At 55.4% G+C, this 24,277-nt stretch carries 18 protein-coding genes; 10 read left to right on the forward strand and 8 right to left on the reverse strand.

Annotated elements, in window-relative coordinates; all coding sequences use genetic code 11:
• Nucleotides 1-116: 116 nt before the first annotated feature.
• On the reverse strand, nt 117-2,147 hold the full coding sequence (locus H2Z33_RS08795) for an alpha-amylase (protein ID WP_015572748.1): 2,031 nt from the start codon (nt 2,145-2,147) through the stop codon (nt 117-119).
• Between the two features lie 314 nt (nt 2,148-2,461).
• Here H2Z33_RS08795 and H2Z33_RS08800 point away from each other — a divergent pair, with 314 nt between their 5' ends.
• On the forward strand, nt 2,462-3,286 hold the full coding sequence (locus H2Z33_RS08800) for a protein bax (protein WP_071964006.1): 825 nt from the start codon (nt 2,462-2,464) through the stop codon (nt 3,284-3,286).
• 35 nt (nt 3,287-3,321) lie between these two features.
• Here the strand turns inward: H2Z33_RS08800 and xylR are convergent, their stop codons facing one another.
• The 4 genes from xylR to xylF form a co-directional block, all read right to left on the reverse strand.
• Nucleotides 3,322-4,500, reverse strand: a complete 1,179-nt coding sequence (gene xylR / locus H2Z33_RS08805; protein ID WP_032620462.1) for a D-xylose utilization transcriptional activator XylR — start codon at nt 4,498-4,500, stop codon at nt 3,322-3,324.
• 33 nt (nt 4,501-4,533) lie between these two features.
• Entirely contained in the window at nt 4,534-5,715 is a 1,182-nt protein-coding gene (xylH, locus tag H2Z33_RS08810) for a xylose ABC transporter permease XylH (RefSeq protein ID WP_063135492.1), read from the reverse strand.
• Nucleotides 5,693-7,234 (reverse strand): xylose ABC transporter ATP-binding protein, encoded by a 1,542-nt coding sequence (locus H2Z33_RS08815; protein ID WP_015572746.1) that lies wholly within the window; start codon nt 7,232-7,234, stop codon nt 5,693-5,695. Before H2Z33_RS08815 ends, xylH begins: the two co-directional genes overlap by 23 nt.
• A gap of 72 nt (nt 7,235-7,306) precedes the next feature.
• Nucleotides 7,307-8,299, reverse strand: a complete 993-nt coding sequence (xylF, locus tag H2Z33_RS08820; protein WP_006808602.1) for a D-xylose ABC transporter substrate-binding protein — start codon at nt 8,297-8,299, stop codon at nt 7,307-7,309.
• A 371-nt stretch (nt 8,300-8,670) separates the two neighbouring features.
• On the opposite strand from xylF, the gene xylA reads away from it, so the two are divergent.
• Nucleotides 8,671-9,993, forward strand: coding sequence for a xylose isomerase (xylA, locus tag H2Z33_RS08825; RefSeq protein WP_026080557.1), 1,323 nt, complete (start codon nt 8,671-8,673; stop codon nt 9,991-9,993).
• Nucleotides 9,994-10,052: 59 nt separating this feature from the next.
• Nucleotides 10,053-11,507: a xylulokinase gene (xylB, locus tag H2Z33_RS08830; RefSeq protein WP_063135493.1), complete on the forward strand. Its 1,455-nt coding sequence runs from the start codon at nt 10,053-10,055 to the stop codon at nt 11,505-11,507.
• A 52-nt stretch (nt 11,508-11,559) separates the two neighbouring features.
• Here xylB and H2Z33_RS08835 read toward each other — a convergent pair whose 3' ends face one another.
• A complete protein-coding gene (locus H2Z33_RS08835; RefSeq protein ID WP_023304607.1) occupies nt 11,560-12,555 on the reverse strand; it encodes an acyltransferase in 996 nt (331 codons plus the stop codon).
• 184 nt (nt 12,556-12,739) lie between these two features.
• Between H2Z33_RS08835 and H2Z33_RS08840 the strand changes: the two genes are divergently transcribed.
• From H2Z33_RS08840 to glyS, 3 genes are all read left to right on the forward strand, one after another.
• A complete protein-coding gene (locus H2Z33_RS08840) occupies nt 12,740-13,045 on the forward strand; it encodes a YsaB family lipoprotein (protein ID WP_063135494.1) in 306 nt (101 codons plus the stop codon).
• 160 nt (nt 13,046-13,205) lie between these two features.
• Nucleotides 13,206-14,117 carry a glycine--tRNA ligase subunit alpha gene (glyQ, locus tag H2Z33_RS08845; protein ID WP_003860141.1) on the forward strand — a complete coding sequence of 304 codons (912 nt, stop codon included), beginning with the start codon at nt 13,206-13,208 and terminating at the stop codon, nt 14,115-14,117.
• Between the two features lie 9 nt (nt 14,118-14,126).
• Nucleotides 14,127-16,196, forward strand: a complete 2,070-nt coding sequence (gene glyS, locus H2Z33_RS08850; RefSeq protein WP_006808596.1) for a glycine--tRNA ligase subunit beta — start codon at nt 14,127-14,129, stop codon at nt 16,194-16,196.
• A gap of 183 nt (nt 16,197-16,379) precedes the next feature.
• Here the strand turns inward: glyS and fadA are convergent, their stop codons facing one another.
• Both fadA and fadB read right to left on the reverse strand, forming a co-directional pair.
• Nucleotides 16,380-17,543: an acetyl-CoA C-acyltransferase FadA gene (gene fadA, locus H2Z33_RS08855; RefSeq protein WP_023295589.1), complete on the reverse strand. Its 1,164-nt coding sequence runs from the start codon at nt 17,541-17,543 to the stop codon at nt 16,380-16,382.
• Nucleotides 17,544-17,552: 9 nt separating this feature from the next.
• The gene (gene fadB / locus H2Z33_RS08860; protein WP_063135495.1) at nt 17,553-19,742 is read right to left on the reverse strand and encodes a fatty acid oxidation complex subunit alpha FadB; all 2,190 of its coding nucleotides are present in this window, start codon (nt 19,740-19,742) and stop codon (nt 17,553-17,555) included.
• A gap of 190 nt (nt 19,743-19,932) precedes the next feature.
• Here fadB and pepQ point away from each other — a divergent pair, with 190 nt between their 5' ends.
• The 4 genes from pepQ to hemG are packed head-to-tail and all read left to right on the forward strand — an operon-like array spanning nt 19,933 to nt 23,927.
• Entirely contained in the window at nt 19,933-21,264 is a 1,332-nt protein-coding gene (gene pepQ, locus H2Z33_RS08865) for a Xaa-Pro dipeptidase (protein WP_063135496.1), read from the forward strand.
• Nucleotides 21,264-21,878, forward strand: coding sequence for an IMPACT family protein (locus H2Z33_RS08870; protein WP_015572737.1), 615 nt, complete (start codon nt 21,264-21,266; stop codon nt 21,876-21,878). Before pepQ ends, H2Z33_RS08870 begins: the two co-directional genes overlap by 1 nt.
• Nucleotides 21,879-21,919: 41 nt before the next feature.
• Nucleotides 21,920-23,371, forward strand: coding sequence for a Trk system potassium transporter TrkH (trkH, locus tag H2Z33_RS08875; RefSeq protein ID WP_006808591.1), 1,452 nt, complete (start codon nt 21,920-21,922; stop codon nt 23,369-23,371).
• A gap of 10 nt (nt 23,372-23,381) precedes the next feature.
• Complete coding sequence (gene hemG / locus H2Z33_RS08880) at nt 23,382-23,927, forward strand: menaquinone-dependent protoporphyrinogen IX dehydrogenase (protein WP_032669011.1); 546 nt, start codon at nt 23,382-23,384, stop codon at nt 23,925-23,927.
• Nucleotides 23,928-24,277: the final 350 nt, after the last annotated feature.

A 24,277-nucleotide genomic window follows, 5' to 3' on the forward strand; every position in this document is an offset into this window, starting at 1 on the left:
AGCCGGACCGAGGCATCGCTGAAAGCCCTCAGTTATTCTGAGGCAACGTTATAGCTTTTGCTTTCAAATTACTGGGGATCCCTCAGCCCCTGGGGAGAGGGTTAGGGTGAGGGGGTCTATTGATTACCCGCCCACACCACCATCACCTTATCGCCCTTGTGCTCGCGCACAAAGCCGTAGCCCTCTTTCATTGACAGCGTTGTTTGCTTGCCTTCACCCACCGCCGGATGACGGGCGCGGAACTGCCCCAGAAGCTGCCAGTGGGCGACAGTTAACGCCTGTTTACCCGTGACGTCCTGCCAGTTCATATCCGAACGGGTTCCCTGTAGCGGATCGGAGCCCGTCGGGCCGAATGGACGCTCTGATTCATCGCCGTAATAGATCTGGACGCTTCCCGGTGCCAGTAGCAGTAACTCAGCGGCGCGCTGGCCCCCTTCACGGAACAGACGCGTATCATGGGAGGAGAGATAGCTCAGCACATTAAAACTTTGCAGCTTTTCTGCCATTTGCTGCCAGGTCAAATCCATATCGGCCAGACAGTCCACCGCTTTCGCCGCCTGCTCCTGATAGTCAAAGTTGATCATCGCATCGAAGCCGTGGCGGTAATAATCGCTCTGCATCACGCCGTGGCCCCAGGATTCACCGGTCATCCAGAATGGCGCATTGTCGAGTTTTTTGTCCGGGTTGGCGGCTTTCCACGCGGCCAGCGCCTGGCTGGCCTGGTTTTTCAGTTGCTGCCAGGCTTCAGGCTCAACGTGCTTAGCGGTATCGACCCGGAAGCCGTCGATGCCGTAGTCACGTACCCACTGGCTGAGCCAGTGGGTCAGGTAATCTCGCGGCGTGAAATTCGTCATCACTTTCGCGTTGGTGTCGGGCTTGTGTTGATAAAAGTTCGGCAAACCTGACGGGATCTTAGATTCCGTTTTCAGATCCGGCAGGAAGGCCAGCGACATGGTCAGATCGTCAAAGCCCGGGTTGTCATAATCACCGATATCGGTACGGATCCATTTTTTACCCCACCATTTTTCCCATGCGGCTTTGTCACTGAAGTTGATGTAATCGTTGAAGCTGTGCCAGCTTTGACCGGCGCCTGGCTTCCAGTCAGTCCAGCGCTCGCCGAGGGTTTTTTTCAGCTCATCGCCCTGCAAATAGAGCGCGCCAAACTGATACTCCTGCATATCTGCAAGCGTCGCATAACCCGCGTGGTTCATGACAATGTCAAACAGGACGCGGATACCACGCCTGTGCGCGTCGTCGACAAGCTGGCGTAAATCATCTTCGCTGCCCATGTTGGCGTCGAGTTTCGTCCAGTCCTGAGTGTAATAGCCGTGATAGGCGTAGTGGGGGAAATCCCCTTTGGTGCCGCCGCCAACCCAGCCGTGGATCTGCTCCAGCGGCGAGCTTATCCAGAGCGCATTCACGCCCAGCTGCTGAAGGTAATCCAGTTTGCTGGTAAGCCCTTTCAGATCGCCGCCGTGGAAAGTACCAATCTCCTGCATACCGTCTTTATGGCGGCCATAGCTGTTGTCGTTGGTGGGGTCGCCATTCACGAAGCGATCGGTCAGCACGAAATAGACGGTGGCGTTTTGCCAGCTGAACGGCGCGGGTTTGTCCGTCTCGGCGCGCTCAAGCAGTAGCAGACCATTGCTGTTGGCGGCTGGCTGAAGAATTACTTTGCCGTTTTGAACGGTCGCGGTCTGTTTGCTGTAAAAATCACGCACCACCGTGCCTTCCGGAAAGGTGTTAACGACATCGATCGTGAGCGGTTTGCCGTCCCACTTCGGGCACTGGCGGGTAACGTTTGCGACAGGCTGTGGCGCCGCACTTTGTACCGTCAACATCAGCGTCGGCGTTCCCGAGCGCGTATCAATACGCATCTGATAAACGCCGTCACGGAATAACCGCCACTGCGGTGGGGTCCCTTCGCAGGGTTTGAGCGACAGCATCTCGTTGAGTTTAATGGCACCTGTCGGCTGCCAGCACGCGTTATCAAGACTCAACGTCAGCGGGCGGGTACCCTTCGCAAGCGTTGCCTGGCTGGTAAAGACGCCGGTACCTTCAGCGCTAAACGCGTTAAATCCCGGCGATGACCAGTCGGCATGCGCGAATGCGGGTAACATCAGAACAGCTAATGCAGTGCGTTTCATTCCATTTTCCTGTCGCGGCATTTTTGACCAGTGTGCCACTCGGCTCAGGGGAAAAACTCCTCCTCTGAGGCTTTCTGCCAGGAGGACGCGAAGGGATGAGTGATCCCGCGCAAAATTAGGCAGTTATCTGCGATATCGCGCACATTTTTCCAGTGCTGGTGATTTAATGAGCATGTTCCGGATGACATAGTTTCGGAATTGGACTATTTGTATACGTGCTCTTGAGGACTATTTTTGGTATGATTTGAGATTCCGCTCTCAAATTTTTGAAGAAAATAAGGTGTTGGAATGTTTATATCCGACCAGGAGACCTAATGATATCGACTCCCATTCGACGATATGGGGCCGCGATACTCATGTTACTCACCATGGCATTTTCAGGTGAGGTGCTTGCAAAGACGCACGCGGATACAACGAGTAAGAAAGCCCACGTCTTAAAGACGACAAGCAGTAAGGTTAGCAGTAAACAAGAGTATTCTCGCAATAGTGCAAAGAGTAGTTCACTTCCTGATTTGCGAAAATACCCTTCCGGGACACCAAGGAAAAAAGCGTTTCTCCGGACGGTAATGCCTTACATTAAAAGTCAAAATGCCGCGATTACTGCGGATCGTAACTGGCTGATCTCCAAACAGTACGATAGCCGCTGGTCGCCGTCTGAGCGCACTCGCCTGAAAGACATCGCCAAACGCTATAAAGTGAAGTGGAGCGGGAACACGCGTCGTGTGCCGTGGAACACTCTGTTAGAGCGTGTGGACATTATTCCAGGCAGTATGGTCGCGACAATGGCCGCCGCCGAAAGCGGTTGGGGCACCTCGAAGCTGGCGCGCAACAACAACAATCTGTTTGGCATGAAATGCGCAAAAGGTCGTTGTACTAATGCACCCGGCAAGGTGAAAGGCTATTCACAGTTTGAATCGGTGAAAGATTCCGTGAATGCCTATGTGGTGAACCTGAACACCCACCCGGCCTACTCCTCGTTCCGTAAGTCACGCGCTCAGCTGCGTAAGGCGGATCAGGAAGTAACGGCTACGGCGATGATCCACAAGCTGAAAGGTTATTCCACTCAGGGACAGCGTTATAACAATTACCTGTTCTCCATGTACCAGGATAACCAGCGTCTGATTGCCGCACATATGTAATGAAAAACGCCTTCCACTGGAAGGCGTTCTTTTTTCTAGAGCAGGACTTCACTGTACCGTTCCCGGTACTCCTTCGGCGTGGTGTCATACTCTTTTCTGAACACCGAATAGAAATACTGAAGCGACGGATAGCCGCACATCTGTGAAATCTCGTTGATCGACAGCGAGGTGGAGATCAGCAGACTGCGCGCTTTCTCCAGCTTTTCCGCATGGATCACGGCGTGAATCGTCTCACCGACTTCCTCTTTGAACCGCTTCTCCAGATTCGAACGTGAAATGCCGACCGAATCGAGCACCTGATCGACCTTAATCCCTTTGCAGGCATGATTGCGAATGTAGTGCATCGCCTGAATCACGGCCGGATCGTTTAAGGAGCGGTAGTCAGTTGAGCGACGCTCGACCACGCGAACGGGCGGAACCAGCAGACGCTGGAGCGGCAGGGATTCGTTGGCTAACAGTCTGTGCAGCAGCTTTGCGGCCTGATAGCCCATCTGACGGGTACCCTGAGCCACGGATGAGAGCGCCACGCGCGACAGATAGCGCGTAAGCTCTTCGTTATCAATACCAATCACGCACAGCTTTTCAGGCACCGGAATATGCAAATGTTCGCACACCTGTAATACGTGGCGGGCGCGGGCGTCCGTCACGGCGATAATCCCTGTCTGGGGTGGCAGAGTTTGCAGCCAGTCAGCCAGGCGATTTTGTGCGTGCTGCCAGTTTTCTGGCGCGGTTTCCAGCCCCTGATAAACGACGCCGCGATACTTCTCCTGGGCAACCAGCTGGCAGAAGGCATATTCACGCTCCATCGCCCAGCGCTTTCCGCTGGTGGCGGGCAATCCGTAAAACGCAAAACGATGTACGCCTTTCTCCTTTAAATGGAGGAAGGCGGTCTCGACCAGAGCATGGTTATCCGTGGCGATGTAGTGAACGGGGGGGTAATGTTCCGGTGTATGGTAAGAGCCGCCAACGCCCACGATAGGCACGTCGACGCCACTCAGCAACTGTTCAATCACGGGGTCGTCAAAGTCAGCGATGACCCCGTCTCCCAGCCAGTCTTTGATGTTCTCCAGACGGGTACGAAAATCTTCTTCGATGAAAATATCCCATTCGGATTGCGACGCCTGCAAATATTCGCCAACCCCTTCAACCACCTGCCGGTCATAGGCTTTGTTGGCATTGAATAACAACGTAATGCGGTGACGCTTTTCAAACATGGCTCATTTCCCAAATTAGTCACGATAGTGTTATCAGGCGCGCCGCTTGGTGGCAGAGTCCATCCAGACTGCCAGCAAAAGAATGGCACCCTTGACGATATACTGCCAAAACGTCGGCACGTCCATCATACTCATCCCGTTATCCAGCGAAGCCATAATAAATGCGCCCATCACCGCCCCCGCCACGCTGCCAATGCCCCCGGCGAGGCTGGTCCCGCCAATCACGCAGGCGGCGATGGCGTCCAGCTCGGCAATGTTACCCGCAGACGGGGAGCCCGCCCCCAGTCGCGAACTGAGGATCAGCCCCGCGATGGCTACCATCAGGCCGTTGATGGCAAAGACGGCGAGTTTGGTGCGTTCTACGTTGATACCAGATAAACGCGCGGCTTCCAGATTGCCGCCGATGGCATAAATACGGCGACCGAATGCGGTACGTGTGGCCATAAACATCCCACCTAACAGCAACAGCGCCAGCAGCAGAACGGGCGTTGGGACACCGCGATAATCGTTTAACAGCCAGATGGCCCCCAGCACAATCACCGCAGTAAGCGCCTGACGGCCGACAACCGAGGTTGAGGCAGGCGAGGCCAGCCCCAGCGCCTGGCGACGCATGCGTCCTCGCCATTGCCACACGACAAACGCCATCAGCCCAATCACGCCGATCGTAAAACCGACGCCATCAGAGAGGTAGCTTTGGCCAATCTGGGACATCGAGGCGCTGGTCGGGGAGACGGTGGTGCCGTTGGTGATCCCAATCAGAATGCCGCGGAAGGCCAGCATCCCCGCTAAGGTGACGATAAACGACGGGACCTTACGGTAGGCCACCCACCAGCCATTCCACGCCCCCAGCAGCAGACCCAGCACCAGCGTGACCGCAATCGTCAGCGGCAGCGGCCAGCCGAGCCAGACGTCAAAAATTGCCGCCACGCCGCCGAGCAGACCCATCATCGACCCTACCGACAGGTCAATTTCCGCTGAGATAATCACAAAGACCATCCCCACCGCCAGGATCCCGGTGATGGCGGTCTGACGCAGCAGGTTAGAGACGTTACGTGCGCTCAAATAGGAGCCATCGGTCATCCAGGTAAAGAACAACATGATCACGATAATGGCGGCAATCATTACAAAAACTTGCAGATTCAGCGATTTAAGTCCTGCGAACGCACCGGGCGTCGGAACAGCGACTTTGATATCAGACGGGTTGCTTTTCGACATGGCGTTCGCTCCTTAAGGCAGCTTCCATCACCTGCTCTTGCGTCAGGTTCTGGTTGTTCAGGTTGGCTTTGAGTTTCCCTTCATGCATGACCAGCACGCGGTCGCTCAGCCCCAGCACTTCAGGCAATTCGGACGAGATAACAATGACGGCAATCCCTTGCTGCACAAGCTGGTTGATCAGCTTGTAGATTTCATACTTCGCGCCGATATCGATCCCGCGGGTGGGTTCGTCCAGAATTAAAATGCGCGGATTAAGCAGCAGGCAGCGCGCCAGAATCGCTTTCTGCTGGTTGCCGCCGCTCAGGCGTCCTATCGCCAGCTCCGGCGAGGAGGTTTTCACCTTAAGCCGGGCAAGCGACTGGAGAATACACTGCTGTTCTGCGGCATCATCCAGGCTGCTCAGCGCGCCGGAAAACTGGCTGAGCGCCGCCAGCGTGATATTTTTTCCCACCGCCATTACCGGCACGATGCCGTCTTTTTTGCGATCTTCTGGCACCATGGCAATGCCCTTAGCAATAGCCTGCTGGCAGTTGTCGATTTTTACCGGCTGACCGTCGATATAAATTTTGCCTTCCCAGCGCCCCGGCCAGACGCCAAAGAGACACTGCACGGCCTCGGTTCTTCCCGCACCCACTAAACCCGCAATGCCGAGAATTTCGCCGCGGTGCAGCGAGAAGGAGAGGTTATCCACGCGCTTGATATGGCGGTTAACGGGATGCCACGCCGTCAGGTTTTCCACGCGCAGGAGCTCTTCGCCGATGGTGTGCGGTTCGTTGGGATACAGCGCGGTGAGTTCGCGACCCACCATCATGGTGATGATGTCATCCTCGCTCATGCCTTCTGCTTCACGCGTGCCGATGTGCTGCCCGTCGCGGATGACGCAGATGGTGTCGGAAATGGCTTTCACCTCATTGAGCTTGTGCGAAATATAGATGCAGGCGATACCGTGGTTTTGCAGATCGCGGATGATATTGAGCAGTACGGCGGTTTCCTGTTCGGTGAGTGAGGCGGTTGGTTCGTCGAGGATCAGCAGGCGCACCTGTTTGTTCAGCGCCTTGGCGATCTCGACCAGCTGCTGCTGGCCTAAACCTAAGTCGCCCACGCGCGTATCCGGTGAGATAGCCAGGCTCACCTGAGCCAGCAGTTTTTCGCAGCGCAGCGTCATGGTGTCGTAATCCAGTACGCCGTGGCGTGAGAGTTCGGCACCGAGAAAGATATTTTCCAGCACGGTAAGGTGCTTCACCAGCGCCAGCTCCTGGTGAATGATAGCGATGCCTTTACGTTCGGTATCGCGAATGTGCGTGGCCTGGAGCACCTCACCGGCAAAAACGATTTCGCCCTCGTAGCTGCCGTGCGGGTAGATCCCGCACAACACTTTCATCAGCGTGGATTTTCCCGAGCCATTTTCGCCGCACAGCGACATCACTTCGCCGGGATTCAGCCGCAGGCTTACGTTATCGACTGCTTTCACCGCCCCGAAGGCTTTGGTGATGCTTTTCATTTCAAGTAAATAAGACATAACTGCTCCGCATAGCCCAACAGATGAACAGGGCAGGTCAATGCGCCCCTGCCGGGCAGGGGCTGCGCTGGATTACAGTTCACTCTTCTTATGGAAACCGTCTTTCACCACGGTGGCGTCAATATTCTCTTTGTTGACTTCGATAGGGGTAAGCAGGCGAGCAGGTACGTCTTTCAGGCCGTTATTTAACGTCGCGTCTGCTTTAGGTTGCTGGCCATTGCCCAGCTCAACGGCAATTTCGGCGGCCGTATTGGCAAGCTCGGTAATGGGCTTATACACCGTCATGGTCTGGGTACCCGCGATGATGCGTTTTACACCCGCAAGGTCGGCGTCCTGTCCGGAAATAGCGACTTTCCCGGCCAGACCCTGCGCGCTCAGCGCCTGAATGGCGCCACCCGCAGTGGCATCGTTAGAGGCCACCACCGCATCGATTTTGTTGTTATTTGCGGTCAACGCGTTTTCCATAATTTTCAGCGCGTTTTCCGGTAACCAACCGTCAGCCCACTGGTCGCCGACGACTTTAATTTTGCCCTCGTCGATATACGGCTTCAGCACTTTCATTTGTCCCTGGCGGAACAGTTTGGCGTTGTTATCCACAGGCGAGCCGCCCATCAGGAAATAATTCCCTTGTGGCACTTTTGCGACCAGGCTTTTAGCCTGTAATTCGCCCACCTTTTCATTGTCGAACGAAATATAATAATCAATATCGGCATTATTAATCATGCGGTCATAAGCCAGGACTTTTATCCCTTCCTGTTTCGCTTCTTTCACCACGTTGCTTAATACCTGGCCGTTATACGGGATAATGACCAGCACATCGACGCCACGGTTGATCATATTCTCGATTTGCGACATTTGCGTCTCTTCGTTGCCGTTAGCGGACTGAACGAACACCTCCGCGCCGAGAGATTCCGCTTTTTTAACAAAGATATCGCGATCTTTTTGCCAGCGCTCCAGGCGTAAGTCATCAATCGCCATGCCGATTTTGACCTCTTTGGCGTGTCCGGCAAAGCTTGCAAGCAGGAGAGTAGTGCAGAGCGTTAGGGTCAGGTTCTTTATCTTCATAATTATTAGGCCTTTTTGTAGGGGTATGTGTAGCTGAGATAAAAGAAACGTTCACTGCTGAGACGCAGCAAATTTTTAACGTGGAAGGGCCTGCTGGCAATTACAGATTTTTATCTTCTCATTACGATATTTGGTTTATTTCTGAATTTATGACCGCGATCGGATTTTAAAAAGCGTAACCTATTAATTACATTTGATTCTGGAATGCGCGCCGAAAAATAGTTTGTCTGCGCATTATTTTGCGAGCCAGCGCACAATTGCGCATTATCTCAATAGCAGTGTGAAATAACGTAATTGAGCAACCTCCAATGTCTATTCACTATTACTCCAGAAGCAAGACCACGCCGCATACCCTGATTATGGAGCTCAATATGCAAGCTTATTTCGACCAACTCGATCGCGTTCGTTTCGAAGGCACGAAAACGACCAATCCTTTAGCATTTCGTCACTACAACCCGGATGAGCTGGTGCTGGGTAAGCGCATGGAAGATCACTTGCGCTTTGCCGCCTGCTACTGGCACACCTTCTGCTGGAACGGTGCCGATATGTTCGGCGTGGGCTCTTTTGACCGTCCATGGCAACAGCCGGGCGAGGCCATTGAGCTGGCGAAGCGTAAAGCCGACGTCGCGTTCGAGTTCTTCCATAAGCTGAACGTGCCGTACTACTGTTTCCACGATGTGGACGTGTCGCCGGAAGGGGCATCGCTGAAAGAGTATCTGAACAATTTCGCGCAGATGGTCGACGTACTGGCTGAAAAACAGCAGCAAAGCGGCGTCAAGCTGCTCTGGGGTACGGCTAACTGCTTTACCAACCCTCGCTATGGCGCGGGCGCGGCAACCAACCCGGACCCGGAAGTCTTCAGCTGGGCGGCAACCCAGGTTGTGACCGCGATGAACGCCACGCATCAGCTGGGCGGTGAGAACTATGTACTCTGGGGCGGTCGTGAAGGCTATGAAACGCTGCTGAATACCGACCTGCGTCAGGAGCGTGAGCAGATTGGTCGCTTTATGCAGATGGTTGTGGACCACAAACACAAAATCGGTTTCCGCGGCACGCTGCTGATTGAGCCAAAACCACAGGAGCCAACCAAGCATCAGTATGATTATGATGTCGCCACCGTGTATGGCTTCCTGAAGCAGTTTGGTCTGGAAAAAGAGATCAAAGTGAATATTGAGGCTAACCACGCTACCCTGGCGGGCCACTCGTTCCATCACGAAATTGCCTCTGCGATTGCGCTGGGCATCTTCGGCTCTGTCGATGCTAACCGTGGTGATCCACAGCTGGGCTGGGATACCGACCAGTTCCCGAACAGCGTGGAAGAGAATGCGCTGGTGATGTACGAGATCATCAAAGCGGGCGGTTTCACCACCGGCGGCCTGAACTTCGACGCCAAAGTGCGTCGCCAGAGCACCGACAAATACGATCTGTTCTACGGGCATATTGGCGCGATGGACACCATGGCGCTGGCGCTGAAAGTAGCGGCCCGTATGATTGAAGACGGTGAGCTGGATAAGCGCGTGGCGAAGCGCTACAGCGGCTGGAACAGTGAGCTGGGCCAGCAAATTTTGAAAGGTCAGTTATCGCTTGCGGAGATCGCGAAGTACGCTGAACAGCATCAGCTTGCGCCGCAGCATCAGAGCGGCCATCAGGAGCTGCTGGAAAACCTGGTCAATCACTACCTGTTCGATAAATAACAGCATCCAGGCCCGGTAAGCGCAGCGCCACCGGGCATTTTCGTCAAAGGAGCCACCACATGTATATCGGGATCGATCTTGGCACGTCGGGGGTGAAAGCCATCCTGTTAAGCGAGCAGGGCGATGTATTAGCCACGCAGACTGAAAAGTTGCAGGTTTCACGTCCGTATCCGCTTTGGTCGGAACAAGATCCGGAGCAGTGGTGGCAGGCGACAGAGCGTGCGATGAAAGCCTTAGGCGAGCAGCATAGCCTGCGCGACGTGAAAGCGCTGGGCATTGCCGGGCAAATGCATGGCGCAACGTTGCTGGATAGTCAGCATCGCGTTCTGCGCCCGGCTATTCTCTGGAACGATGGCCGCTGTGCGGAAGAGTGCGCGATCCTTGAGGAGCGTGTGCCTGCATCCCGTGAAATTACGGGCAACCTGATGATGCCCGGTTTTACCGCGCCAAAACTCCTGTGGGTGCAGCGCCATGAGCCTGAGATTTTTCGTCAGGTGGCGAAGGTTCTGTTGCCGAAAGACTACCTGCGTTTTCGCATGACGGGGGATTTTGCCAGCGACATGTCTGACGCCGCGGGCACGATGTGGCTCGACGTGGCGAAACGGGACTGGAGCGAGGCGATGCTGGATGCCTGCCAGCTGACGCGCGACCATATGCCTGCGCTGTTTGAAGGCAGTGAAATCACGGGGGCTTTACAGCCTTCTGTTGCTGAACGCTGGAACATGCCAGCCGTACCTGTCGTTGCCGGCGGCGGCGATAATGCGGCGGGTGCGGTCGGCGTGGGGATGGTCGAGGCAGGGCAGGCCATGCTCTCACTCGGTACCTCCGGCGTCTATTTTGCCGTCAGTGACGGGTATCGTAGCAACCCTGGAAGCGCCGTACACAGCTTCTGCCACGCGTTGCCGGGTAAATGGCATTTGATGTCGGTGATGCTGAGCGCGGCTTCCTGCCTCGACTGGGCGGCAAAGCTAACCGGAATGGCGGACGTCCCGGCGCTTATCACAGCGGCACAGCAGGCAGATGATAATGCCGGTGCGGTTTGGTTTTTACCGTACCTTTCCGGCGAGCGGACGCCGCATAACAACCCGGAAGCGAAAGGGGTGTTCTTCGGTCTTACCCATCAGCACGGCCCGGCAGAGCTTGCGCGCGCGGTGCTTAAAGGCGTTGGCTATGCTCTGGCGGACGGAATGGATGTCGTGCATGACTGTGGACTGACGCCATCCAGCATTACGTTAATTGGCGGCGGTGCACGAAGCAGCTACTGGCGGCAAATGCTTTCCGATATCAGCGGGTTGCAGCTGGACTATCGTACGGGAGGCGATGTCGGCCCGGCGCTCGGTGCGGCACGGCTGGCGCAAATTGCGCTGAACCCGGATAAACCACTGCACCAGCTTTTGCCCCAGCTGCCGCTTGAACGGCAGCATCGTCCTGATGCGAAAAATCATGCTCGCTATGCTGAAAGACGAGACGTGTTCCGCAAAATCTATCAGCAGCTTTTGCCGCTAATGTCATAAACAGGAGCCGGGTGGCGCTAACGCTTACCCGGCCTACCAGCCTTCAACCGGGTTAGCTTACAAACCTGCGCGTATCGATTCTTTGCAGCAACATTGACAGCAGCAGGCTGACAACCAGCGTAACGGTAAATATCCAGACAATATCCAGCACCGGCCAGCTTTTAAGCTCAACGCCGCGGGTGCGCAGGGCGTGGATCACCAGCGCGTGAAAACCGTAAATGCCCAGCGAGTGGCGAGAGATAAACCCCAGCACCGGAAGCGGGCGGGCATTCAGGGTGTTTTTAACCAGCGTCAGCAGAGAGATCGCGCAGATAAAGACCATCGGCCCGCAGTAGAGATACCAGGTATCGGCAAAGTTGCCGCGCCATTGCAGCTCATGCAGCGTCCCGCGAGAGATAATAAACACACCGACGAGAAACGCGGCCGCGCATAGCCAGTTTATTCCTCGCTTTTGCGTCTCCATCATGCCAATGGCGCGCCCCAGCATGCCGTACAGCACGTAATAAAACGTATCTCCGGTGATATAAAGGTTAACGGGCAGCCATTCAAAGCCATCAATTTTCTGTGAAACGGTATTCGGGTTGGCCACGATCCCGATTATTACCATCAAGGCCAGCAGCATTTTACCGCTGACGTTTTTTACCTGAATTAACGGTGACACCAGATAGATAACGATTATCGCGAAGAAAAACCACAGATGATAGAACACCGGTTTTTGCAACAAATTGAGCAGGGAACGTTCAGCGTTAATTGAAGTGAACAGGATGATATAGAGCAGCGAAATGGCGCTGTAAAACAGCAGACAGGAGACAATACGGATGAAATGTCTTGGCTGCGCGCTACGCTCGCCAAAAAAGAGAAAACCGGAAATCATAAAGAACAGCGGGACGCTCACGCGGGAGGCCGAGTTCAGAATATTGGCGACATCCCAGTTAACAGGGCTGATACTGTGCGCGTTCGTGACATACCAGGTCGTTGTGTGGATCATCACCACCATCAGACAGGCTATTCCCCGCAGGTTATCAATCCAGTTAATTTTTGACTGCATCAGTTCCTCTGTATTCCTGATAAAAAAAGTGTGACTGCGATTGTGTAAAACTTTTCCCTTGGAAAATTCTGAGTTTAGCCAGGCTAACTTGTAGGGAGCTGGCGAGATTCGCAGAATGACGGACTTTAATCTATAAACGTGTTGCTACTAAAAATAACAGCCACTGACCAGGGCGGTAATAAAAATGATGATGAAGCGTGGGGTGTCACTCTTTCTGCTGCTCTTATTAACAGGATGCAGTGCTTCTGAGGAGATACCTGTCCAAAAAGCGCAGCAGGGGAAAATGAGCCCGGAGCGTTCCCTGAATATGGAACAGCTGTGCAGGGATCAGGCGGCTCACCGCTATAATTCCGAAGCACAGAAAATTTATATAAACGGCTTCGAGCGCTTTCAGGGCAGCTATGAACTGAAAGGCTATACGGCGCGTAAAGAGGGCTTTGTCTGCTCTTTTGATGCAGACGGCCAGTTTTTACATCTCTCAATGCGTTAAATTGCTCGTATAAGCAGCAACCAGAGCCTTCGCAGGTTCTGGCTGTAGGGCTTATTCCCCAATTTTCCCTAAACAACCCCGTTTCGTACTGTATATCTTGCAGCCAGCGGGTATACTGATCCCTTCCATTTAAAACCACACGTATCCAGCACGAAATACTATGCAAAAGTTTGATACCAAGACCTTCCAGGGCCTGATCCTGACCTTACAGGATTACTGGGCTCGTCAGGGCTGCACCATTGTTCAACCTTTGGACATGGAAGTTGGCGCAGGCACCTCACACCCGATGACCAGCCTGCGCGCGTTAGGGCCAGAGCCAATGGCGACCGCCTATGTGCAGCCATCCCGTCGTCCGACCGATGGCCGTTACGGCGAAAACCCGAACCGTTTGCAGCACTACTATCAGTTCCAGGTGGTGATTAAGCCATCACCCGACAACATTCAGGAACTGTACCTCGGGTCACTGAAAGAGCTGGGTATGGATCCAACCATTCACGACATTCGTTTCGTGGAAGATAACTGGGAAAACCCAACGCTGGGTGCCTGGGGTCTGGGTTGGGAAGTGTGGCTGAACGGCATGGAAGTGACCCAGTTCACTTACTTCCAGCAGGTTGGCGGTCTGGAATGTAAACCGATTACCGGCGAAATCACCTATGGTCTGGAACGTCTGGCCATGTACATTCAGGGCGTAGACAGCGTTTACGACCTGGTCTGGAGCGACGGCCCGCTGGGTAAAACCACCTACGGCGACGTGTTCCATCAGAACGAAGTGGAGCAATCCACCTATAACTTCGAATACGCGGACGTGGACTTCCTGTTCACCTGCTTCGAGCAGTACGAGAAAGAAGCCCAGCAGCTGCTGGCGCTGGAGACTCCGCTGCCGCTGCCTGCCTACGAGCGTATTCTGAAGGCTGCCCACAGCTTCAACCTGCTGGATGCCCGCAAAGCGATCTCCGTGACTGAACGTCAGCGCTACATTCTGCGTATTCGTACCCTGACCAAAGCCGTTGCAGAAGCTTACTACGCGTCCCGTGAAGCCCTTGGCTTCCCGATGTGCAACCGAAACAAATAAGAGGCGGCCATGTCTGAGAAAACTTTCCTGGTGGAAATCGGCACTGAAGAGCTGCCACCAAAAGCCCTGCGCAGCCTGGCTGAATCTTTCGCTGCGAACGTCACTGCTGAGCTGGATAACGCTGGCCTGGCGCACGGTAAAATTGAGTGGTTTGCTGCGCCGCGTCGTCTGGCGCTGAAAGTGGCAAACCTGGCGGCGTCCCAGCCGGATCGCGAAGTTGAAAAACGTGGCCCGGCCATTGCTCAGGCGTTCGACGCGGAAGGCAAGCCGAGCAAAGCGGCAGAAGGCTGGGCGCGCGGCTGCGGCATCACCGTTGATCAGGCTGAGCGTCTGACCACCGACAAAGGTGAATGGCTGCTGTACCGTGCCCATGTGAAAGGCGAAAGCGCCGAAGCGCTGCTGCCTGACATGATCGCGACCTCGCTGGCAAAATTGCCGATTCCTAAGCTGATGCGCTGGGGCGCGTCCGACGTACACTTTGTGCGTCCGGTTCACACCGTGACCCTGCTGCTGGGCGATACCGTTATCCCGGCGACCATTCTGGGCGTGGCGTCCGATCGCGTGATCCGCGGCCATCGCTTTATGGGCGAGCCGGAGTTCACTATCGACAATGCTGACCAGTACCCGCAGATCCTGCTGGAGCGCGGCAAGGTCATTGCTGACTACGAACAGCGTAAAGCCAAAATCAAAGCGGACGCAGAAGACGCGGCGCGCAAAATTGGCGGTAATGCCGATCTGAGCGACAGCCTGCTGGAAGAGGTGACCTCGCTGGTCGAATGGCCAGTTGTACTGACCGCGAAATTCGAAGAGAAATTCCTGGCCGTTCCGGCAGAAGCGCTGGTTTACACCATGAAGGGTGACCAGAAGTACTTCCCGGTTTACGCCAACGACGGCAAGCTGCTGCCAAACTTCATCTTCGTGGCGAACATCGAATCGAAAGATCCGAGCCAGATTATCTCCGGTAACGAGAAAGTGGTGCGTCCGCGTCTGGCGGATGCCGAGTTCTTCTTCAATACCGACCGTAAAAAACGTCTGGAAGACAACCTGCCGCGTCTGCAAACCGTACTGTTCCAGCAGCAACTGGGTACGCTACGCGACAAGACCGACCGTATCGCGGAGCTGTCCGGCTGGATTGCCCGTGAAATTGGCGCCGACGTTAACCACGCTACCCGTGCGGGCCTGCTCTCCAAGTGCGACCTGATGACCAACATGGTGTTCGAATTTACCGACACTCAGGGCGTGATGGGTATGCACTACGCGCGTCACGATGGCGAAGCGGAAGACGTGGCGGTAGCCCTGAACGAGCAGTATCAGCCGCGCTTTGCCGGTGACGATCTGCCGTCTAACCCGGTTGCCTGCGCCGTGGCGATTGCCGATAAGATGGACACCCTGGCGGGTATCTTCGGTATCGGTCAGCATCCGAAAGGCGATAAAGACCCGTTCGCGCTGCGTCGTGCTGCGCTGGGCGTGCTGCGAATCATCGTAGAGAAGAACCTTAACCTCGATCTGCAAACGCTGACCGAAGAAGCGGTACGTCTGTACGGCGATAAGCTGACCAACGCGAAGGTTGTGGATGATGTTATCGACTTTATGCTCGGTCGTTTCCGCGCGTGGTATCAGGACGAAGGTTACTCCGTTGATACCATTCAGGCGGTGCTGGCGCGTCGTCCGACCCGTCCGGCAGATTTCGATGCGCGTATGAAAGCGGTATCCCACTTCCGTACGCTGGAAGCGGCGTCTGCGCTGGCCGCGGCCAACAAGCGTGTATCCAACATCCTCGCGAAATCCGACGAAACGCTGAACGAGCGCGTCAACGCTGCAACCCTGAAAGAGCCGGAAGAGATTTCTCTGGCGATGCAGGTTGTGGTGCTGCGCGACAAGCTGGAGCCGTATTTCGCGGAAGGTCGCTACCAGGAAGCGCTGGTGGAGCTGGCAGAGCTGCGTGACGTCATCGACGCCTTCTTCGAGAAGGTGATGGTGAACGTGGAAGATAAAGAGCTGCGGATTAACCGTCTCTCGATGCTTGAGAAACTGCGTGAGCTGTTCCTGCGCGTGGCGGATATTTCGCTGCTGCAATAACGTAAAAAACCCGCCCCTGACAGGCGGGAAGAACGGCAACTAAACTGTCTCTCTTCGCCAATGGCGCCATAACTGCGTTGGCTGCGCTCGTTCACCCGAATCACTTACTAATGTAAGCTCATCGGGATTCGCTCGCTTGCCGCCTTGTTCTGACGTCATTGGCTTTGAGATACTTTTCCTTATTTACACCCTCTCAAACACCGTCGCGATCCCCTGACCCAACCCGATACACATCGTTGCCAGTCCGAACTGGGCATCTTTGCGTTCCATCAGGTTAATCAGCGTGGTACTGATACGCGCCCCGGAGCAGCCCAGCGGGTGACCGAGGGCTATCGCGCCGCCGTTGAGGTTAATCTTCTCGTCGATCTGATCTATCAGCCCCAGATCTTTAATGCACGGCAGGATCTGCGCGGCGAACGCTTCGTTCATCTCAAAGAGGTCGATATCACTTGCGCTCAGCCCCGCTTTTTTCAGCGCCAGTTTTGACGCCGGAACCGGACCGTAACCCATGATGGAAGGATCGCAGCCCACGACCGCCATCGAACGCACGCGGGCGCGTGGCGTCAGGCCTAATTCGCGGGCGCGGCTTTCGCTCATTACCAGCATCGCGGCGGCACCGTCGGACAGGGCAGACGAGGTGCCCGCCGTTACCGTACCGGTGACCGGATCAAACGCCGGACGCAGGGTAGAAAGCGCTTCGACCGTGGTTTCCGGGCGGATAACTTCGTCGTAGCTGAACTGCTTCAGTACGCCGTCTGCGTCGTGACCGCCGGTTGGGATGATCTCATTCTTAAAGGCACCAGACTGCGTGGCGGCCCAGGCGCGGGCATGCGAGCGTGCGGCAAACGCATCCTGCATCTCACGGCTGATGCCGTGCAGACGGGAGAGCATCTCGGCGGTCAGGCCCATCATACCGGCGGCTTTCGCCACGTTGCGGCTCATGCCAGGATGGAAATCGACCCCGTGGCTCATCGGCACGTGGCCCATATGCTCCACGCCGCCCACCAGACAGGCCTGCGCATCGCCGGTCATGATCATCCGCGCCGCGTCGTGCAGCGCCTGCATCGACGAACCGCAAAGACGGTTGACGGTGACGGCCGGAACCGAATGCGGGATCTCCGCCAGCAGGGACGCGTTACGGGCAATGTTGAAGCCCTGCTCCAGCGTCTGCTGCACGCAGCCCCAGTAGATATCGTCCAGCGCTGCTGGGTCCAGCGCCGGGTTACGCGCCAGCAGGCTACGCATCAGATGCGCGGAGAGGTCTTCCGCGCGCACGTTACGGAACGCACCGCCTTTTGAACGGCCCATCGGGGTGCGAATCGCATCAACAATGACAACCTTTTCCATTGTGACTCCTTAAGCCGTTTTCAGTTCGCCAACCGGACGGGCTGGCTCAACTGCTGGGTAGTAGGGTTCGTTATGGCGCGCTTTGTTACGCAGCCCTTCCGGCACCTCATAAAACGGGCCGAGGTGCTGGTACTGCTGAGCCATATCGAGATAGCGGGCGCTGCCGAGCGTATCCAGCCAGCGGAACGCGCCTCCGTGGAACGGAGGGAAGCCGAGGCCGTACACCAGCGCCATATCCGCTTCTGCCGGGCTGGCGATAATGCCTTCTTCGAGGCAGCGCACCACTTCGTTGATCATCGGGATCATCATCCGGGCGATGATCTCATCGTCAGTGAAGTCGCGTTTCGGCTGACTGACGTCGGCCAGCAGGCCATCCACCGCCGGATCTTCTTCTTTTTTCGGTTTGCCTTTGCTGTCTTCTTTATAGCGCCAGAAGCCCAGACCGTTTTTCTGACCAAAGCGGTTGGCGTCGAACAGGGCGTCAATGGCGTCGCGATAATCTTTCTGCATGCGCTGCGGGAAGCCCGCCGCCATCACCGCCTGCGCGTGATGGGCAGTGTCGATGCCGACAACGTCCAGCAGATACGCCGGGCCCATCGGCCAGCCGAAATGTTTTTCCATCACTTTGTCGATTTTGCGGAAGTCTGCGCCGTCGCGCAGAAGCTGGCTGAAGCCGGCGAAGTACGGGAACAGCACGCGGTTAACGAAGAAGCCCGGGCAGTCGTTAACCACGATCGGCGTTTTGCCCATCTTGCTCGCCCACGCCACCACTTTGGCGATGGTTTCGTCGGAGGTTTTTTCCCCTCGGATCACTTCGACCAGCGGCATGCGGTGCACCGGGTTAAAGAAGTGCATCCCGCAGAAGTTTTCCGGACGCTTCAGCACGCTCGCCAGTTCGCTGATAGGAATGGTGGAGGTGTTAGAGGCCAGCACGGTTTCCGGACGCACCTTGTCTTCGGTTTCGGCCAGCACCGCTTTTTTCACTTTCGGGTTCTCGACGACCGCTTCAACCACCACGTCCACACGGTCGAAACCGCTGTATTCCAGCACTGGCTGGATGGTGGAGATCACGCCTGCAAGCTTCAGACCATCAATTTTGCCGCGCTCAAGCTGTTTATTCAGCAGCTTGGCCGCTTCGGTCATGCCCAACGTCAGGGATTTCTCGTTGATGTCCTTCATCACCACCGGCACGCCTTTCCAGGCAGACTGATAGGCGATGCCGCCCCCCATAATGCCCGCGCCGAGTACCGCCGCGTGTTTTGGCGTTTCAACGTTTTTGGTGAGTTGTTTGGCTTTGCCTTTCACGAACTGATCGTTAAGGAAGATACCAACCAGCGCGCGGGCTTCGTTGGTGTGCGCCAGCGGGACAAAGCTCTGGTTTTCAAGCTTCAGAGCGTCATCACGGCCCAGACGGGCTGCCGCTTCAATGGTTTTCACCGCCGTGATCGGCGCCGGGTAGTGTTTACCCGCCGTCTGCATCACCATGCCTTTGGCGATGGTGAAGCTCATGGTGGCTTCAATTTTGCTGAGCTTTAATGGCTCCAGCTTTGGCTGACGTTTGGCTTTCCAGTCGAGATCGCCGTTAATCGCCTGACGCAGAATGGCGACAGCGCCTTCAACCAGTTTTTCAGGCTTAACCACGCCGTCCACCAGGCCGATTTTCTGCGCCTGTTCTGCGCCGACATCTTTACCCGCGGCAATGATCTCCAGCGCGCTGTCGGCACCCAGCATGCGCGGCATACGCACGGAACCGCCAAAGCCCGGCATGATGCCCAGCTTGGTTTCCGGCAGGCCGATGCGCAGGTCCGGCGTCGCCAGACGGTAGTCGGTCGCCAGCACGCACTCGCAGCCACCGCCCAGCGCGTAGCCGTTAACGGCGGAAAGGGTCGGGACAGGCAGATCTTCCAGACGATTAAAAACGCTGTTGGCAAATTGCAGCCACTGGCTCAGCTGTTCTTCGGGCACCAGGAACAGCGACAGGAATTCGGTGATATCCGCGCCAACGATAAAGGCCGCTTTGTTGGAGCGCAGCAGCAGCCCTTTCAAATCTGATTGCTTTTCAAGTACATCCAGCGCCTGGCCAAGACTGGCCACCGTCGCGGTATCAAGCTTGTTCACTGAGCCGGGGGCATCGAACACCAGTTCGGCAATGCCATCTTCCAGCCAGTCTACGTACAGGGTGTCGCCTTTGTAGAGCATGTCGGTCTCCTGAATCCAGCAATTGGATCTGGTCATACCAGATGAAACGGAGTGTGGAATTTATGTTAATAAAATGCAAATTAGTCATTAAGAAATTGCTGCGCTGATCACGGTCGGTGGAAATCACGCAGCCGCAGTGAGGTGTGCTAAGATGCGATGACTTGAGGTCAATAAAACGAAAGGAAGAATGATGGACTCACTGGCTTCGCTTTATAAAAATCATATCGTTACCCTACAGGAACGTACCCGCGATGTACTGGCCCGCTTCAAGCTGGATGCCCTGCTGATCCACTCCGGCGAGCTGATGAATACTTTTCTTGATGACCATGCTTATCCCTTCAAGGTTAACCCGCAGTTTAAAGCCTGGGTGCCTGTCACGCAGGTTCCAAATTGCTGGCTGCTGGTGGATGGCGTGAACAAGCCGAAACTGTGGTTCTACCTGCCGGTCGATTACTGGCACAACGTGGAGCCGCTGCCGACCTCATTCTGGACCGAAGAAATTGACGTGATTGCGCTGCCAAAAGCAGACGGCATTGGCAGCCAGCTGCCAGCGGCGCGCGGCAACATCGGCTACATTGGTCCGGTTCCTGAGCGTGCGCTGGGTCTGGATATTCCGGCAGATAAACTCAACCCGAAAGGCGTGCTGGATTATCTGCACTACTATCGCGCCTACAAGACCGACTACGAACTTTACTGCATGCGTGAAGCGCAAAAAACGGCGGTGAATGGCCACCGTGCGGCGCACGAAGCGTTCCAGTCCGGTATGAGCGAGTTCGATATTAATCAGGCCTACCTGACGGCGACCGGCCACCGCGATACCGACGTGCCGTACAGCAACATCGTGGCGCTGAATGAACATGCCTCGGTTCTGCACTACACCAAACTTGATCATCAGGTTCCGGCTGAGATGCGCAGCTTCCTGCTGGACGCGGGGGCTGAGTACAATGGTTATGCGGCAGACCTGACCCGTACCTGGGCGGCGAATGCGGACACCGATTTTGCGCAATTGATCAAAGATGTGAACGACGAACAGCTGGCGCTGATTGGCACCATGAAGGCCGGAACCAGCTACTTGGATTATCACATCCAGTTCCATCAGCGTATCGCTAAACTGCTGCGTAAGCATCAGATTGTCAAAGACATGAGCGAAGAGGCGATGGTTGAGAACGATCTGACCGGGCCATTTATGCCGCATGGTATCGGTCACCCGCTGGGTTTGCAGGTTCATGACGTCGCGGGCTTTATGCAGGATGATACCGGTACGCACCTGGCGGCACCGTCTAAATATCCTTATCTGCGCTGCACCCGCGTTCTGGCGCCGCGTATGGTATTGACCATCGAGCCGGGCATCTACTTTATTGAATCCCTGCTGGCGCCGTGGCGCGAAGGGCAATTCAGCAAGCACTTCAACTGGGAGAAAATTGAAGCGCTGAAGCCGTATGGCGGTATTCGTATCGAGGATAACGTGGTTATTCACGAGAACAGCATTGAGAACATGACGCGAGATCTGAAGCTGGCCTGATGGAAAGCTGGCTGATACCGGCCGAGCCGGTCACCTTTGTTGAGGAAATCAAGAAAAGCCGCTTTATCACGCTGCTGGCGCATACCGACGGCGTGGAGGCGGCGAAGGCGTTCGTCGAGTCCGTCCGCGCGCAGCACCCCGATGCCCGCCATCACTGTGTGGCGTGGGTCGCAGGGCCGCCAGACGACTCACAGCAGCTCGGGTTTTCTGACGACGGTGAACCGGCGGGTACGGCCGGAAAACCGATGCTATCCCAGTTGATGGGCAGCGGCGTGGGTGAAATCACCGCCGTTGTTGTCCGCTACTACGGGGGCATTTTGTTAGGCACCGGAGGGCTGGTTAAAGCCTACGGAGGTGGTGTCCAGCAAGCGCTTAATCTGCTGATAACAACCCGCAAAACGCCACTTACGGAATATACTTTGTTATGCGATTACGCCCAGCTATCGGGTATCGAAGCACTGCTTAAACAGTTTAACGGTGTCATCGCACACAGTGATTATCAGGCAATGGTGCAATTACGCGTGGCGCTTCCTCAGGCGGAACTGGCTGCTTTTTCAGCAAAACTCGCTGATTTTAGTCGCGGTTCATTGCAATTACTGCCGATTGAAGAATAATCCCCACCTCACAATTTTGAATACCTAAGGAAGCGGCAGAGATGCATTTTCGTGCCATTACCCGAATCGTTGGATTGCTGGTCATACTTTTCTCCGGGACAATGATCATTCCCGGACTGGTGGCGCTCATCTACCGGGACGGCGCGGGGCGTGCATTTACGCAAACCTTTTTTGTCGCGCTGACGATTGGCTCCCTGCTGTGGTGGCCAAACCGCCGTGAGAAAGGTGAACTGAAATCCCGGGAGGGGTTTCTGATTGTGGTCCTGTTCTGGACGGTACTGGGAAGCGTGGGTGCGCTGCCGTTTATCTTCTCCGAACAACCGAATCTCACCGTCACGGATGCGTTTTTTGAATCGTTCTCCGGATTAACGACCACCGGGGCTACCACGCTGGTGGGGCTGGATTCGCTCCCGCATGCGATTCTCTTTTACCGGCAGATGCTCCAGTGGTTCGGCGGTATGGGGATCATCGTCCTGGCGGTAGCTATCCTGCCGATTCTGGGCGTCGGGGGGATGCAGCTTTACCGGGCGGAGATGCCCGGCCCGCTGAAAGATAACAAGATGCGCCCGCGTATTGCGGAGACGGCGAAAACCCTGTGGCTTATCTATGTCCTGCTGACGGTGGCCTGCGCGCTGGCGCTGTGGTTTGCCGGGATGCCTGCGTTTGATGCCATTGGGCATAGCTTTGCGACTATTGCTATCGGCGGGTTCTCCACCCACGATGCCAGCGTCGGCTACTTCGACAGCCCGACAATCAATACCATCATTGCCATCTTTTTGCTGATCTCAGGCTGTAACTACGGTCTACACTTCTCGTTGCTTAGCGGACGGAGCCTGAAGGTGTACTGGCGCGACCCGGAATTCCGGATGTTTATTGGCGTCCAGCTGACCCTGGTGGTTATCTGTACCCTGGTACTGTGGTTCCACGATGTTTATAACTCGGCGGTCACGACCCTGAACCAGGCCTTCTTCCAGGTGGTATCGATGGCGACAACCGCTGGTTTCACCACGGACAGTATTGCGCGTTGGCCACTGTTCCTGCCGGTGCTGCTGTTGTGCTCTGCGTTTATCGGCGGTTGCGCCGGGTCAACGGGCGGCGGTCTGAAGGTGATCCGCATTCTGCTGCTGTTCAAGCAGGGGAACCGTGAGTTGAAACGTCTGGTCCACCCGAATGCGGTTTACAGTATTAAGCTGGGGAACCGCGCGCTGCCGGAGCGCATCCTCGAAGCGGTGTGGGGATTCTTCTCCGCTTATGCACTGGTCTTTATTGTCAGTATGCTGGCGATTATCGCCACGGGCGTGGATGATTTCTCTGCCTTCGCCTCTGTGGTGGCAACGTTAAATAACCTGGGGCCGGGGCTGGGCGTCGTGGCGGATAACTTCGCCAGTATGAACCCGGTGGCGAAGTGGATCTTAATCGCCAATATGCTGTTTGGGCGTCTTGAGGTCTTTACGCTGCTGGTGCTGTTTACCCCAACATTCTGGCGTGAGTAAGGAGACATTGGTGAAAACGTTAATTCTTTTCTCAACGCGTGACGGACAAACGCGTGAGATTGCTTCATATCTGGCTTCTGAACTCAAAGAGCTGGGCATTTATTCTGATGTGGTGAACCTGAATCGCACAGAGCAGATTGCCTGGCAAGATTACGACCGCGTGGTCATTGGCGCTTCAATTCGTTACGGCCATTTCCATCCGGCGCTGGATCGCTTTGTGAAAAAGCATACGGCGGAGCTCTCTCAGCTGCCTGGCGCGTTTTACTCGGTCAACCTGGTTGCCCGTAAAGCGGAGAAGCGTACGCCGCAGACCAACAGCTATACGCGCAAGTTTTTGCTAAGTTCGCCATGGCAGCCCGATATCTGTTCTGTCTTTGCTGGCGCGCTGCGTTACCCGCGTTACCGCTGGTATGACCGCTTTATGATCCGCCTGATCATGAAAATGACGGGCGGGGAAACGGATACGCGTAAAGAAGTGGTTTATACCGACTGGGCCCAGGTCGCCAGTTTTGCCCGTGAAATTGCGCGTTTAACGGACGATGCGCGGGATAAATAAGCGTTGAGTTTGAAAAGTGAGCGAACGAAAAGTTTTTTGTATTTAGTGCTTGTCACTTCAGAAGAACTCCCTATAATGCGCCTCCACTGACACGGAACAACGGCACGCAAGCCGCCGGGTCAGCAGAGAAAAGCAAAACAAACGCTTGACTCTGAAGCGGGAAAGCGTAATATGCACACCCCGCGCCGCAGCGAAAACGAAGCGGCACTGCTCTTTAACAATTTATCAGACAATCTGTGTGGGCACTCAAAGTGACATGGATTCTTACTGTCTTCGGACACTAAATGAATACCAAGTCTCAACGAGTGAACACGTAATTCATTACGAAGTTTAATTCATTGAGCATCAAA

The organism is Enterobacter sp. YSU, from assembly GCF_016082135.1.
GTDB classification, from domain to species: domain Bacteria; phylum Pseudomonadota; class Gammaproteobacteria; order Enterobacterales; family Enterobacteriaceae; genus Enterobacter; species Enterobacter hormaechei_C.

Coding starts and splice junctions, on each gene's coding strand:
- H2Z33_RS08840 (WP_063135494.1), top strand. CDS start 12,740: ATGATGATGAAGCGTGGGGTGTCACTCTTTCTGCTGCTCTTATTAACA.
- pepQ (WP_063135496.1), top strand. CDS start 19,933: ATGGACTCACTGGCTTCGCTTTATAAAAATCATATCGTTACCCTACAG.
- H2Z33_RS08835 (WP_023304607.1), bottom strand. CDS start 12,555: ATGCAGTCAAAAATTAACTGGATTGATAACCTGCGGGGAATAGCCTGT.
- xylB (WP_063135493.1), top strand. CDS start 10,053: ATGTATATCGGGATCGATCTTGGCACGTCGGGGGTGAAAGCCATCCTG.
- H2Z33_RS08795 (WP_015572748.1), bottom strand. CDS start 2,147: ATGAAACGCACTGCATTAGCTGTTCTGATGTTACCCGCATTCGCGCAT.
- H2Z33_RS08870 (WP_015572737.1), top strand. CDS start 21,264: ATGGAAAGCTGGCTGATACCGGCCGAGCCGGTCACCTTTGTTGAGGAA.
- xylF (WP_006808602.1), bottom strand. CDS start 8,299: ATGAAGATAAAGAACCTGACCCTAACGCTCTGCACTACTCTCCTGCTT.
- H2Z33_RS08815 (WP_015572746.1), bottom strand. CDS start 7,234: ATGTCTTATTTACTTGAAATGAAAAGCATCACCAAAGCCTTCGGGGCG.
- xylH (WP_063135492.1), bottom strand. CDS start 5,715: ATGTCGAAAAGCAACCCGTCTGATATCAAAGTCGCTGTTCCGACGCCC.
- xylR (WP_032620462.1), bottom strand. CDS start 4,500: ATGTTTGAAAAGCGTCACCGCATTACGTTGTTATTCAATGCCAACAAA.
- H2Z33_RS08800 (WP_071964006.1), top strand. CDS start 2,462: ATGATATCGACTCCCATTCGACGATATGGGGCCGCGATACTCATGTTA.
- glyS (WP_006808596.1), top strand. CDS start 14,127: ATGTCTGAGAAAACTTTCCTGGTGGAAATCGGCACTGAAGAGCTGCCA.
- fadB (WP_063135495.1), bottom strand. CDS start 19,742: ATGCTCTACAAAGGCGACACCCTGTACGTAGACTGGCTGGAAGATGGC.
- fadA (WP_023295589.1), bottom strand. CDS start 17,543: ATGGAAAAGGTTGTCATTGTTGATGCGATTCGCACCCCGATGGGCCGT.
- glyQ (WP_003860141.1), top strand. CDS start 13,206: ATGCAAAAGTTTGATACCAAGACCTTCCAGGGCCTGATCCTGACCTTA.
- trkH (WP_006808591.1), top strand. CDS start 21,920: ATGCATTTTCGTGCCATTACCCGAATCGTTGGATTGCTGGTCATACTT.
- xylA (WP_026080557.1), top strand. CDS start 8,671: ATGCAAGCTTATTTCGACCAACTCGATCGCGTTCGTTTCGAAGGCACG.